The organism is Pseudomonas sp. MWU15-20650 (assembly GCF_023242475.1).
GTDB lineage: Bacteria > Pseudomonadota > Gammaproteobacteria > Pseudomonadales > Pseudomonadaceae > Aquipseudomonas.
In genome coordinates, this window is sequence record NZ_JALJFG010000044.1 from 15,357 (window position 1) to 27,688 (window position 12,332).

Consider the following 12,332-nt stretch of genomic DNA (forward strand, 5'->3'; position numbering starts at 1 on the left):
ACTCTACGTGGCGTTTTTTTATGCCTGGCTCAAGCGCCCAGACGCGCCGTCACCTCATTGAGCTCAGTCGACAACCCGCGCAGGTTGTGGCTCGCCGCCTCGGTACGCTGAACATTGTCGAGGTTGGCGGTGGCCACGGTGGTGATCTGCGTGATGTTGCGCGAGATGTCCTCAGCCACCGACGTTTGTTCTTCAGCCGCCGTGGCGATCTGACGGTTCATGTCGCGGATCGCCTCCACCGCCTGGGTGATGTGAGCCAGCATGGCCCCGGCCTGGCTGACTTTTTCCACGCTGTCATCGCTGCACGACTGCCCGCTAACAATCGCCTCGGCCGCATCCACGGCACCGGTTTGCACCGCCTGGATAATCTGGTTGATCTCGATGATCGACGCCGCCGTGCGTTGCGCCAGGCTGCGGACCTCATCGGCCACCACTGCAAACCCACGGCCCGCTTCGCCTGCCCGCGCCGCCTCGATGGCCGCATTCAGCGCCAGCAAATTGGTTTGCTCGGCGATCCCGCGAATCACTTCCAGGACTTTACCGATACGTACGCTGTCGGTTTCCAGGCGGCGAATGATGCTGCCAGTGTTGAGGATTTCATTGCGCATCTGCCCGATGGTAGCGATGGTCCTTTGCATCACCTCACCGCCTTCGCGCGCCGATTGGTCGGCCTCATCGGCAGCACGTGAGGCGCTGGCGGCATGGCGTGCGACCTCTTGGGCGGTGGCGGACATTTCGGTCATGGCCGTGGCCACCTGGTCGGTGCGGTTGAATTGCTCGTGGGTGCCGGTCGCCATCTGCCCGGCGATCGAATTCAACTCGCCGCTGGCGCTTACCAGGTCGGTGGCGCTGCGCTGCAAGCGATTGAAGGTTTCGGCGAGGAAGTCACGCAAGGTATTCGCGGCGGCCGCCAGATGGCCCAATTCATCCTGACGGCGGCTGGCCACGCGCTCGGCAAAACGGCCATGGCTCAGTTGAGTCACGTAGTCGATCAAGCCACGAATCGGCAAGATCAGGTTACGGTTGATCAACCACAAACTGAACAGACCGATCACCCCACCGGACAGCAACATGATGGCCAACCCCACCATCACCGTACGCTCGGCATACGCGCTGATCGCCTGGGACTGTTTGGTACCTTGTTCACGCAGGTCGCTGACCAGGGCACTCATCTGTTCGCTGGCGGCACGGTCTACCCCTTTGACCGCGTTATCGCCCGCAGTGGGGTCGGCACCGGCGGCCAGGTAGGCCGCGCGTCCTTTCTCGTAGGCAACGCCCAATTGCTGGTGCTCCTGACGCAGGGCCTCAATGCGTCCGTTCAGGCTCGCATCGTCGCGGGTTTGGCTCACCAAACGAGCCAGGATGCCTTGGACATCGCGTTGGCGGTCCTGGAACTGGCCCCAGTATTTCTCCATGTCCTGGGGCTGTTTGCCGCGCAACAGGACGTTTTTCCATTCCTGCACTTGCACCTTGAACTGCAGGTTGGCCTCATCGATCAACTGCGAGGTGAGCAGCGGCCCCTCGATCAAACTGCGGTAACTCTGTACCCCGTTAGAAAGAAAGTTGAAACACGCCAGGGCGATCAACAACATCGCCAGCAGGCTGCCACCGAGCAGCGACAAGATTTGTGCTCTCAAGGAGGTTCGCAAAAAGTTCATCGGGGAAAGCCTCGAAACAGGGGAAAGGGTGCAAGCACGCCATAACTTCCCTGTCATCAAAGGCACCGCTCATCCAAGCGGTTCTTGACCCCTTGAATCGGCTGGGCTAGACGCTTCTTGAGAGGATTACTGACCAGCGGTCAATAAAGTGTCACCGCCTCGAAACAAACCTCAAGCCGTCACAAAATTGTCAAATTACCTTGCAATGATTCGCCCACGCGAACCTGTGAAACGTCCTACAGGCGCTTTCTCTGCGAGCCTCCATGAACCACAGCATCGACCACGGCCACCAGGACCCCGACCTGTTTGGCCTGCTTTACGGTTTTCGTTTTCGCCCGGGCGAAAAAGGTGTGCAGATTGATTCAGCCACCGCACTCAAGGCCCTGCAACAACCCGCCGACCCGGAAGAGTTTTTATGGCTGCACCTGAACCTGGCCCACGCCGCCTGCGAGCGCTGGATGCAGGCGCATTTGCAGCTGCCGGACGAGTTTTTCGAAGCCCTGCACGAAGGTTCACGCTCCACGCGCATTGAACACGTCGACTCAGCCCTGCTGGCGGTGGTCAACGATGTGGTGTTCAACTTCAGCAGCATGGTTTCGTCGGATATCTCCACGTTGTGGGTCTGCGCGCGCAGCCGCTTGCTGGTCAGCGCGCGCCTGCAACCGTTGCACTCGGTGGATAAATTACGTTCGTCGGTGAAGGCCGGTGAACAGTTTCGCTCGCCCTTGGAGCTACTGGTGCATTTGCTGCGCGATCAAGGCGAAGTGCTGACGCAGATCGTGCGCAAGACCAGCCTCAGCGTCGACCATATCGAAGACCAGTTACTGTCCTCGCGCCTGTCCACCAACCGTGCGGAACTGGGTGCCGCGCGCCGCGTCCTGGTACGCCTGCAGCGCCTGCTGGCGCTGGAGCCTGGCTCGTTGTTGCGCCTGCTCAATCGCCCACCGCAGTGGCTGCAAAAAGAAGACGTGAAGGAGTTGCGCAAATCCACCGAGGAGTTTGCGCTGATCATCAACGACCTGACCGCCTTGGGCGAGCGCATCAAACTGCTGCAAGAAGAAATCGCCGCGAACCTCAACGAACAAAGCAACCGCACCCTGTTCACCCTCACGGTGGTGACGGTACTGGCGCTGCCGATCAACATCATCGCCGGTTTTTTCGGCATGAACGTGGGCGGCGTGCCGCTTTCCACTGACCCGGAGGGGTTCTGGATTCTGGTGGCATTGGTGGCGACGTTTACATTGATTGCCGGGCGATGGGCGTTCAGAAAACGTAAGGATTACTGACCAGTGGCACACCCAATCAACTAAACACTGATGTATCGCAGCATCTCTGTAACATTCTGCAATGATCATCAATGACATCCTTCCCAACACTGGATGCTCCGGCATGGCCACCCCTTCCCTGACTGCCTCCACGACCGCCTCACACGCAGCCCCCAAACCCAGGCTGGACAAAAAACCCGGCCTGGTGACGGTGATCGTTTTCTTCGCCGTGCTCGCCATGGGCCTGTTGTTCACCGCCTACAGCCTGATGCACGACATGCACGAGCTGGGCACGGTGGTCACCACCTGGACGCCGTTCCTGCTGCTGGGCGTGGCATTGTTGATCGCCCTGGGGTTCGAGTTCGTCAACGGCTTCCACGACACCGCCAATGCGGTGGCGACAGTGATCTACACCAACTCGCTACCGCCGCAATTTGCGGTGGTGTGGTCGGGCTTTTTCAACTTCCTCGGCGTGCTGCTTTCCAGCGGCGCGGTGGCGTTCGGCATCATTGCCCTGCTGCCGGTCGAGCTGATTTTACAGGTTGGCTCCTCGGCCGGCTTCGCGATGATTTTCGCCTTGCTGATCGCCGCGATCCTGTGGAACCTTGGCACGTGGTGGCTGGGGCTGCCGGCCTCCTCGTCCCACACGCTCATCGGATCGATCATCGGCGTCGGTGTGGCCAATGCGTTGATGCACGGGCGTGACGGCACCAGCGGCGTGGATTGGAGCCAGGCGATCAAGATCGGCTATGCACTGCTGCTGTCGCCACTGATCGGCTTCGCGTTTGCCGCCCTGCTGTTGCTGGCCCTGCGTGCCTTCGTGAAAAACCGCGCGCTGTACAAGGCGCCGAAAGGCGACGCCCCGCCACCGTGGTGGATTCGCGGCATGCTGATCATCACGTGCACCGGCGTATCGTTCGCCCACGGCTCCAACGATGGGCAAAAAGGCATGGGCCTGATCATGCTGATCCTGGTCGGCACCCTACCGATGGCTTATGCACTGAACCGCACCATGCCCGCTGACCAGTCGCTGCAATTTGCAGCGGTGGCGGAAGTCACCCAAGCGGCATTGGTGAAATCTGCTCCGCAGCCGGCACCGGCTGACTCACGCGCCGCATTGTCGACCTATGTACGTACCAAGGAAGCGACGCCGGAACTGGTGCCGGCACTCGCCGCCCTCACCGGTCATATCGGCGAAGAAGTAAAAGGCTATGGCTCCCTCGCTGCCGTACCGGCTGAAGCTGTCGGCAACGTGCGTAACGACATGTACCTGACCAGCGAAACCATTCGCCTGATGGACAAAGGCAAGGTCGGCAATTTCGACGCCGACACCCAAGGCAAGCTGCAGCTGTTCAAGCAACAAATCGACAACTCCACGCGCTTTATTCCGCTGTGGGTGAAGATCGCCGTGGCCATCGCCCTTGGGCTCGGGACCATGGTCGGCTGGAAGCGCATCGTGGTGACGGTGGGTGAGAAAATCGGCAAGACCCACCTGACTTACGCCCAAGGCGCTTCGGCCGAGACAGTCGCGATGTTGACCATCGGCGCTGCGGATATGTTTGGGTTGCCGGTCTCGACCACCCATGTGTTGTCCTCGGGTGTGGCGGGGACCATGGTGGCCAACGGCGGTGGCTTGCAGATGAAGACCATCCGCAACTTGCTGATGGCGTGGGTGCTGACATTGCCGGCAGCGATTGTGCTGTCAGGTAGCCTTTACTGGCTATTCACCCAACTCTTCTGACACAACACGGTAAAAATATGGGAGGGGGTTTGCTCCCGATTTCAGTGGGACAGCTGAGGATAAGCTGACTGACCCACCGCGATCGGGAGCAAGCCCCCTCCCACACTTTGATCTGCTGTGTGTCAGTGAGTGAAGGTGCTGACTTGTACTGGTTGTTCACCCAATCGCCCTGACACTCCATAGTAAAAATGTGGAAGGGGGTTTGCTCCCGATTGCAGTGGGACAGCTGAGGATAAGCTGACTGACCCACCGCGATCGGGAGCAAGCCCCCTCCCACACGTTGATCTGCTGTGTGTCAGTGAGTGAAGGTGCTGACTTGTACTGGTTGTTCACCCAATCGCCCTGACACTCCACAGTAAAAATGTGGAAGGGGGCTTGCTCCCTCCCACACTTGGATCTGCTGTGTATCAGTGAGTGAAGGTGCTGACTTGTACTGGCTGTTCACCCAATAGCCCTGACACACCACAGTAAAAATGTGGAAGGGGGCTTGCTCCCTCCCACACTTGGATCTGCTGTGTATCATTGAGTGAAGGTGCTGACTTGTACTGGTTGTTCACCCAATCGCCCTGACACTCCACAGTGAAAATGTGGGAGGGGGCTTGCTCCCGATTTCAGTGGGACAGCTGAGGATAAGCTGACTGATCCACCGCGATCGGGAGCAAGCCCCCTCCCACACGTTGATCTGCTGTGTGTCAGTGAGTGAAGAGTCCGGCCATTGCCTTCAGGCGTTTCTTGTACACCCGTCGCGCCTCCAACGCCTCTTCCAGAGTCACCGCCACAAACCCTGCACGCTGGTTAGGCTGCATCTGCCCGATCAAATCCAGGTCGGCACTGATCACCGTGCCAATCATCGCGTACCCACCACCCGACACCGCATCCCGATGCAACACGATCGGCTCCAGCCCCGCCGGTACCTGGATCGAGCCGATGGGGTAGCAACTGTCGACGATATTCGACGGATCAGACCCGGCACCAAACGGCTGCTCCCGTGGTTGAAAGCTCAACGCGCTGCCGCCCTTGAAGCGATAGCCAATGCGGTCTGCCTCGGAGCCTACCGTCCACGGTTCAGCAAAAAAGCTGTGCTTGGCCGCCTCCGCCAGGCGCTCGTAATACAGCCCCGGCACCACGCGCAATGTCACGTCGCCGCCCACCGACCGGCGCAACACCATCGGCAAACTATTGCCCACACGCCCCGAAACGCGGGCCTTGCCGATAGGCAACTCATCGCCTTCCTGCAAGCGCCGCCCCTGAAAACCACCCAACGCCCCCAGGCTGTAAGTGGAACGGCTGCCAAGCACCAACGGCACATCGATGCCGCCCGCGACGGCGAGGTACGTACGCGCGCCGGCCTTGGGAAACTCGAAGCGCAACACCTGCCCGGCCCTCGCCTGAAAAGCGGTGTCCTGGTGCACCACTTCACCGTCCAGGCGCGGCGACATCAAGGCACCGCTCAATGCCACCAGCGCGTCCTGGCGGAACTCCAATTCAGGCCCGATCAGCGTGCATTCCAAGCCCGCCGCGCCCACAGGATTGCCTACCAGATGGTTGGCCGCACTCAGCGCGTATTGGTCCAACGCACCCGACGGCGGAATGCCCAAGTGGTAATAGCCTTCACGGCCCAGGTCCTGCACAGAGGTCGCAAGCCCGGGTTTGAGTACCTTGATCATGCCAGCGCCTCTTGCAGGGTTTTCGGATAACCGATGGGGTCGGCGAGAAAAGCGTCGAGGGAAAATTCCACTGGGCGGATGCGCAAGTCGAAACGGCCTGCGTCCACCTCGGCAACGGCCCGGTCGTACGCTTCACGGTCGATCGGCTTGAACTGCACGATGTCGCCAGGCCGGAAAAACACCATGTGTTCCTTGAGGTACGCCAACGGCTGCGCCGGATCGTAGATCGGTGCCGGGGTGACGCCGAACATCTGGTAACCACCCGCGCCGCGTACCGAGTAGATGCAACCAAAGCAGCCGCCATGGCCCAGGGTCAGTTTCGGCGTGTCGGTGCGCGGGCGCAGGTACTTGGGCACCTGCAACTGCCGCTCGCGCTCGACCATCTGGAACATGAAGGGCAAGCCTGCGACAAAGCCGACCATCGACACAAACCACGGCGCGCCACTGTGGGCGGCAATAAACGCGTCCACGTCGGCCAGGCCATTGATGCGCGCGGCGTATTCCAGATCCGTAGCGCTGGGGTCTTGATGGCGGTCACGAAAGCGCATCAGGGTTTCATGGGTCCAGGGGTCGTTGTAGAGCACCGGGATTTCGATGATGCGCGTGTGTAAGGTGCGCTCGGCCACGGCCTGGGCTTCGGCGCTTTGCACGGCGTCGAGCAGCACGTGGGGCGCGATGCGGTCGGGGTCGAAGCGAATCTGGAACGATGCATTGGCCAGGCACACATCCAGCACGCCTTCCAGCGCCAGGCGCTCCACGGCGCGGGTCACGGCCATGCCTTTGAAAAAGGCCTCCAGGGACATGCTGTCGCTGACTTCGGCAAACAGGTGTTCATCACCGCCGAAGCTGTAGCGGATGGGGGACGTTTCAGCCATGTCTGTTCCTCTTGGAGTCATTGTAGAAAGGCAGGCAAACAGTGATGTGAGGATCTTATTAGGGGGTTCTGACTTCGATACCCGCCTGGTCCAGGGCTTCACGGGTGGCTTGCACCAGTTCCAGGGCGCCGGGAGTGTCGCTGTGCAGGCAGATGGAATCGAATTCGATCAACAGGTCTTCACCTTCGACGGTGCGTACCCGCCCCGTCTGACAAGCACGTAAGACACGGGCTGCAACCATCGCAGGATCCAGCGCACGCACAGTGCGAGTAAATACGATGGAGCCGGTCAGATCGTATTCACGGTCGGCGTAGAACTCACGCACCACCGGCTGCCCCAGTGCCTTGGCAACGCGCCAGATCACCGAGTTGGGCATGCAGTACAGCAAAAGCGTCGGTTCGATGATTTGCAGGTTTTGCACCAATAGTCGCGCCGCTTCTTCGTCGCGGGCCAGGTGCATATACAGCGCGCCATGGGGTTTGATGTGTTGCAGAGGCACGCCTTGGGCACGGGCGATTTCACGCAGGGCGCCGAGCTGATAGAGGATGTCGTCCACCAGTTCCTGGGCCGGCGCATTGATATGCCGGCGACCGAAGCCCACCAGGTCACGAAAGCCCGGATGGGCGCCGATGCCCACGCCCAGCTGCTTGGCGCGCTCGACGGTGCGACGCATGGTGCCGGGGTCGCCGGCGTGAAAGCCGGTGGCGATATTAGCCGAGCTGATATAGGCCATCAGTTGCGCGTCAACGCCGTCGCCGATGGTCCAGGGGCCAAACCCCTCGCCCATGTCCGAATTGAAATCCACTGCCTGCATCAAGGTCGCTCCGCCAAAGGTGATGCCAGGAAAGTAGGCCGGGGGTTGACCCCTTGGGAAGATCTATTATCAGATAGCCCATCTTCTGAAAATCAGATGGCTGGAGTAGTCGATGTCTCTCACCTTGCGCCAGGTTCGCTACTTCGTCGCCACTGCCGAAATCGGCCAGATTTCCCAGGCGGCGATTCACCTGAACATCTCCCAATCGGCAGTCACCACCGCCATCAAGGAACTGGAGGCGATGCTTGGCGTGCAGTTGTTCGTGCGCTCGGCCCAGGGCATGAACCTCACCGACGCCGGCCGGCATTTTCTCAACCGCGCCTATGTGATTGTGCGCAGCGTGGAGGATGCGCTGAACAGCCCGCTGCCCGACTATCGTGCCAGCGGCGCGCTGCGGCTGGCGGCCAGCTATACGGTGCTGGGTTACTTCCTGCCGCACCATTTGCAGCGCATGGAGCATTGGCACCCGGACGTGACCATCGAGGTGTTCGAGCAGGAACGCCAAGCCATCGAACACGGCCTGCTCGATGGCCAGTTCGACATGGCCGTGGTGCTCACCGCCAACCTCACCCATCCGGACATCGTTTCGGAAATCCTCTTCAATTCCGAACGCCGCCTGTGGCTGCCCAGCCATCACCCGTTATGCGAACGCGGTGCCGTGAGCCTGGCCGATGTGGCTCGGGAACCCTACATCCTGCTCACCGTCGATGAAGCCGAGCACAGCGCCATGCGCTACTGGGAACAGGCGGGGCAAACACCCAAGGTGCGCCTGCGCACCAGCTCGGTGGAGGCCGTGCGCAGCATGGTTGCCAATGGCAGCGGCGTGGCGATTTTGTCGGACCTGGTGCACCGGCCCTGGTCCCTGGAAGGCAAGCGTATCGAGACGCTGACCGTGACCGACCCGGTGACGCCCATGAGCGTCGGCCTGGCCTGGCACCGCGAGCGCGGGTTTACCCCGGCGATGCAAGCGTTCCGGGATTACTTCCACGATGCGTTCCTGGCGCCACAGCAGTTGTCGGCGCGGCGCTAAAGATGGGCTTGCAGGGTCGCGGCAAGCCAGTCCATGAACACCCGCACCCGTAATGGTAAATGCCGCTGGCCGGCGTACAGCAACGACACGTCCAGCGGCGGCGCCTGGTAGTCCGGCAACACGGCCACCAACTCGCCGCTGGCCAATAAGTCGCGTATCCCGAGTTGGGGCACCTGGGTGATGCCAAATCCCCCCAGGCACGCCGACTGATACGCATCGGTGCTGTTGACGGTCACCCTTCCTGCCATCGGTAACCGCTGCACTTTGCTGCCGGCCATGTACTCAAACCCTGCCGAGCGTGCGCCCAGCGGCCGTACGTAATGCACCAATTGATGATTGGCCAGGTCAGCCAACGTCTCAGGCACGCCATAACGTCGCAGATACGCCGCGCTCGCGCAGTTAACCATCGGCATGCTGCACACCCGTCGCGCCACCACGGTTTGGTCGGGTTGGGCACCGACGCGCACGACACAGTCGAAACCTTCGGCGATCAGGTCCACCTGGCGGTCCGAGCTGCTGATTTCCATGTCGATCAGGGGATGGCGCGCCATGAACGTGGGCAAGTGCGGCAAGATCAACCCCCGCGCCATGACGTTGGGCATATCCACCCGTATGCGCCCGGCCAATTGGGTCTCATCCTGGCGAAACAAGCCCTCCAGCTCCTCCATATGCGCCAGCAGATCCTTGCTGCGTTCATACAACACACGGCCGTCCTGGGTCGCCTGCACCTTGCGCGTGGTGCGTTGCAATAACCGCGCGCCCAGCAGCTCTTCCAGCGCCTGCACATGCTCGGACACCGTGGAGCGCGGCAAGCCCAGGCTTTCGCCAGCCTGGGTAAAACTCGACAACTCAGTGACGCGCACGAAGGTGCGCAACAGCTCAAGCTTGTTCATGGGATTGTTCGCCTTATCCGGGCAGTGATTCCGGTATAGCGCTGTTTATCACGTTATTGGCGGACAAATACACTCAGTCCCAATCACCCCACCTGAGGACTGCTCCATGACCCGTAAAATCGCACTCATCACCGGCGCCAGCCGTGGCCTGGGCAAAAGCGCCGCGCTGCACTTGGCCGCGCAAGGCGTTGACATCATCGGCACCTACCACAGCGCCGCGGGCGAAGCCCAAGCGGTGGTTGCCCAAGTGGAAGCGCTGGGGGGCCGCGCCGCCATGCTGCAACTGGACGTCAGCCAGAGCGCAACCTTCGATGCGTTCGTCGGCCAAGTCGGCACGCTGCTCAAGGATGTTTTCGCACAAGACCACTTCAACTTTCTGATCAACAACGCCGGGATCGGCGCCCACGCCAGCTTTGCCGAAACCACCGAAGCCCAGTTCGACCAGTTGGTGGCGATCCATCTGAAGGCACCGTTTTTCCTGACGCAAAAACTGCTGCCGCTGATCAGCGATGGCGGGCGCATCATCAATATTTCCAGTGGCCTGGCGCGGTTCAGCCTGCCAGGTTATGCCGCGTACGCGTCGATGAAAGGTGCAGTGGAAGTGTTGTCGCGCTACCAGGCCAAGGAGCTGGGCCCGCGAGGCATTACCGTCAACACCCTGGCGCCGGGCGCGATCGCTACCGACTTCAGCGGCGGTGCGGTGCGCGACAACGCGGATGTGAATGCGATGGTGGCCAACAACACCGCCCTGGGCCGCGCCGGTTTGCCGGACGATATTGGCGGGGCGATTTCGACCTTGCTGGCCGATGGCAGCAACTGGATCACCGGCCAGCGTATCGAAGCGTCGGGCGGTATGTTCCTGTAGGGATTCTGCACCAGCCTCATTGACGTCTCCCGTCACGATGTTCGCCCGCCCCCCGCGGGCGTTTTTCGTTGGGTCGCGGCCCTCACGCTTGGCCAGGCACACCTTGCTGTACGATTTTTTCCCGAATGACGTCATACCCCCAGTGATACACATAGGTGTACGGCAGGAAGAACAGCAGCACACCGATGTCGAGGATGAACGCATCCAGCAGGCTGATCTTCATCAACGCGGCAATCAATGGCACCGCCAGGATGATCAGGCCACCTTCGAACAGCAGCGCGTGCACCACCCGGGTCCAACCGCCACCGGCCAACTGCAGGCGTGCTTTGAGACGGTCGAACAGGCTGTTGAAAACCACGTTCCAGGTCAGCGCCAGCAAGCTGATGCCCAAGGTCACCGCGCCCATCTCCAGGGCCGGTCGGCCGGTGATCCAGACCAGCAACGGCGTACAGATCAACAAGGCCAGCCCTTCGAAACCGAGGGCTTGGAAAACACGTTCAGTGGTGGATTTGGTAGGGGTCATAACCGGGCTCCGTGAGTGACGATGGTTGCCATGATCACGCCCCGAGTCGATACTTCATAACTAATAACCATCGACAAAGGCGATAGTAATGGCCTCAAACGAAGTGCTGCAGGCGTTTGTCCAGGCAGCTACGCAAGGCTCGTTTTCCGCCGCGGCGCGCAAACTGGGCAAGAGTCAGTCCACCGTCAGCGCGGCGGTGGCAAGCTTGGAAATCGACTTGGATGTGGTGCTGTTTGACCGCAGCAGCCGCAAGCCAACGCTCACCCCGGCAGGCCATGTCTTGTTGCAACGGGCCGAACAGGTACTGGAAGCCAGCAGTCGCCTGGAACTGGCGGCGAGCCAGCTGTCACTGGGCTTGGAGCCCAAGTTGACGATCGCCATGTCCGATACTTACCAGTCCGACCGCTTTGAAGTTGCCCTCAAAGCCTTTGAACAGCGCCATCCGGATCTGGAACTGGAATGCCTGATCGCCGAATGCGACGACCTGATCGACCTGGTGCAAAGCGGCCGGGCGCAGATTGCATTTATCGAGAAACAAGACACCTACCCTCCCGACCTGACCAGCGCGCCAGTAGAAGAGCGCACGGAAATCGCGCTGTTCGTCGCGCCCAAACACCCGCTGGCCAGCCTGGAAAACATCCCCGCACACACCTTGCAGCAACACCGCGAACTGCGCCTGGCGAGCATCATTAATCCGAATGAAACGCGCGCCAGCGGACGGGTGTGGTCGGCCCCCAGCTACCTGATGCTGATGGAAATGGCGCAACTGGGTTTCGGCTGGGCACCGATTCCGCGATGGTTGGTGGAGCGTTTTGGTGGCGACCAACTGGTCGAACTCAAGGCCCGCAGTTGGCCACGCTCGGTGGCCGTGGATGCACTGTGGTCGCGGCAACATCCGCCAGGGCCGGCGGGGAGTTGGTTGCTGGGCAAGATGCTCGAATGAGCCTGTGGGAACAATGAAGCCCTAATGTCCGTCAGTTAAGCGCTAGAGCGAGCAACCG

Annotated in this window: 11 protein-coding genes; 5 read left to right on the forward strand and 6 right to left on the reverse strand. The window is 60.8% G+C overall.

From position 1 onward, the window contains the following. Positions 1 to 29: 29 nt before the first annotated feature. A complete protein-coding gene (locus tag M5B43_RS24475; RefSeq protein WP_248752475.1) occupies positions 30 to 1,658 on the reverse strand; it encodes a methyl-accepting chemotaxis protein in 1,629 nt (542 codons plus the stop codon). A 263-nt stretch (positions 1,659 to 1,921) separates the two neighbouring features. On the opposite strand from M5B43_RS24475, the gene M5B43_RS24480 reads away from it, so the two are divergent. Both M5B43_RS24480 and M5B43_RS24485 read left to right on the forward strand, forming a co-directional pair. Beyond that, positions 1,922 to 2,944, forward strand: coding sequence for a transporter (locus M5B43_RS24480; protein ID WP_248752476.1), 1,023 nt, complete (start codon positions 1,922 to 1,924; stop codon positions 2,942 to 2,944). 103 nt (positions 2,945 to 3,047) lie between these two features. Beyond that, positions 3,048 to 4,664, forward strand: a complete 1,617-nt coding sequence (locus tag M5B43_RS24485) for an inorganic phosphate transporter (RefSeq protein ID WP_248752477.1) — start codon at positions 3,048 to 3,050, stop codon at positions 4,662 to 4,664. Positions 4,665 to 5,356: 692 nt separating this feature from the next. Here the strand turns inward: M5B43_RS24485 and M5B43_RS24490 are convergent. Genes M5B43_RS24490 through M5B43_RS24500 form a run of 3 tightly spaced genes read right to left on the reverse strand, consistent with a single transcriptional unit; the run spans position 5,357 to position 8,020 of the window. Then, positions 5,357 to 6,331: a biotin-dependent carboxyltransferase family protein gene (locus M5B43_RS24490; protein WP_248752478.1), complete on the reverse strand. Its 975-nt coding sequence runs from the start codon at positions 6,329 to 6,331 to the stop codon at positions 5,357 to 5,359. After that, positions 6,328 to 7,206 carry an allophanate hydrolase subunit 1 gene (locus M5B43_RS24495; RefSeq protein WP_248752479.1) on the reverse strand — a complete coding sequence of 293 codons (879 nt, stop codon included), beginning with the start codon at positions 7,204 to 7,206 and terminating at the stop codon, positions 6,328 to 6,330. The genes M5B43_RS24490 and M5B43_RS24495 overlap by 4 nt, the downstream gene beginning before the upstream one ends. Before the next feature lie 58 nt (positions 7,207 to 7,264). After that, positions 7,265 to 8,020 carry a 5-oxoprolinase subunit PxpA gene (locus tag M5B43_RS24500; protein WP_248752480.1) on the reverse strand — a complete coding sequence of 252 codons (756 nt, stop codon included), beginning with the start codon at positions 8,018 to 8,020 and terminating at the stop codon, positions 7,265 to 7,267. A 112-nt stretch (positions 8,021 to 8,132) separates the two neighbouring features. Between M5B43_RS24500 and M5B43_RS24505 the strand changes: the two genes are divergently transcribed. Continuing rightward, the gene (locus tag M5B43_RS24505; protein WP_248752481.1) at positions 8,133 to 9,050 is read left to right on the forward strand and encodes a LysR family transcriptional regulator; all 918 of its coding nucleotides are present in this window, start codon (positions 8,133 to 8,135) and stop codon (positions 9,048 to 9,050) included. On the opposite strand, the gene M5B43_RS24510 is transcribed toward M5B43_RS24505, so the two are convergent. Beyond that, complete coding sequence (locus tag M5B43_RS24510) at positions 9,047 to 9,943, reverse strand: LysR family transcriptional regulator (RefSeq protein WP_248752482.1); 897 nt, start codon at positions 9,941 to 9,943, stop codon at positions 9,047 to 9,049. The genes M5B43_RS24505 and M5B43_RS24510 overlap by 4 nt on opposite strands. A gap of 106 nt (positions 9,944 to 10,049) precedes the next feature. Here M5B43_RS24510 and M5B43_RS24515 point away from each other — a divergent pair, with 106 nt between their 5' ends. Continuing rightward, positions 10,050 to 10,808: an SDR family oxidoreductase gene (locus tag M5B43_RS24515; RefSeq protein ID WP_248752483.1), complete on the forward strand. Its 759-nt coding sequence runs from the start codon at positions 10,050 to 10,052 to the stop codon at positions 10,806 to 10,808. Between the two features lie 82 nt (positions 10,809 to 10,890). Here the strand turns inward: M5B43_RS24515 and M5B43_RS24520 are convergent, their stop codons facing one another. Continuing rightward, complete coding sequence (locus M5B43_RS24520) at positions 10,891 to 11,331, reverse strand: multidrug/biocide efflux PACE transporter (RefSeq protein ID WP_248752484.1); 441 nt, start codon at positions 11,329 to 11,331, stop codon at positions 10,891 to 10,893. Between the two features lie 88 nt (positions 11,332 to 11,419). On the opposite strand from M5B43_RS24520, the gene M5B43_RS24525 reads away from it, so the two are divergent. Beyond that, the gene (locus tag M5B43_RS24525; RefSeq protein WP_248752485.1) at positions 11,420 to 12,274 is read left to right on the forward strand and encodes a LysR family transcriptional regulator; all 855 of its coding nucleotides are present in this window, start codon (positions 11,420 to 11,422) and stop codon (positions 12,272 to 12,274) included. Positions 12,275 to 12,332: the final 58 nt, after the last annotated feature.

Excerpts from the sequence above, each read along its gene's own strand:
- M5B43_RS24475 (WP_248752475.1), bottom strand. The coding sequence starts at position 1,658 with ATGAACTTTTTGCGAACCTCCTTGAGAGCACAAATCTTGTCGCTGCTC.
- M5B43_RS24480 (WP_248752476.1), top strand. The coding sequence starts at position 1,922 with ATGAACCACAGCATCGACCACGGCCACCAGGACCCCGACCTGTTTGGC.
- M5B43_RS24485 (WP_248752477.1), top strand. The coding sequence starts at position 3,048 with ATGGCCACCCCTTCCCTGACTGCCTCCACGACCGCCTCACACGCAGCC.
- M5B43_RS24490 (WP_248752478.1), bottom strand. The coding sequence starts at position 6,331 with ATGATCAAGGTACTCAAACCCGGGCTTGCGACCTCTGTGCAGGACCTG.
- M5B43_RS24495 (WP_248752479.1), bottom strand. The coding sequence starts at position 7,206 with ATGGCTGAAACGTCCCCCATCCGCTACAGCTTCGGCGGTGATGAACAC.
- M5B43_RS24500 (WP_248752480.1), bottom strand. The coding sequence starts at position 8,020 with ATGCAGGCAGTGGATTTCAATTCGGACATGGGCGAGGGGTTTGGCCCC.
- M5B43_RS24505 (WP_248752481.1), top strand. The coding sequence starts at position 8,133 with ATGTCTCTCACCTTGCGCCAGGTTCGCTACTTCGTCGCCACTGCCGAA.
- M5B43_RS24510 (WP_248752482.1), bottom strand. The coding sequence starts at position 9,943 with ATGAACAAGCTTGAGCTGTTGCGCACCTTCGTGCGCGTCACTGAGTTG.
- M5B43_RS24515 (WP_248752483.1), top strand. The coding sequence starts at position 10,050 with ATGACCCGTAAAATCGCACTCATCACCGGCGCCAGCCGTGGCCTGGGC.
- M5B43_RS24520 (WP_248752484.1), bottom strand. The coding sequence starts at position 11,331 with ATGACCCCTACCAAATCCACCACTGAACGTGTTTTCCAAGCCCTCGGT.
- M5B43_RS24525 (WP_248752485.1), top strand. The coding sequence starts at position 11,420 with ATGGCCTCAAACGAAGTGCTGCAGGCGTTTGTCCAGGCAGCTACGCAA.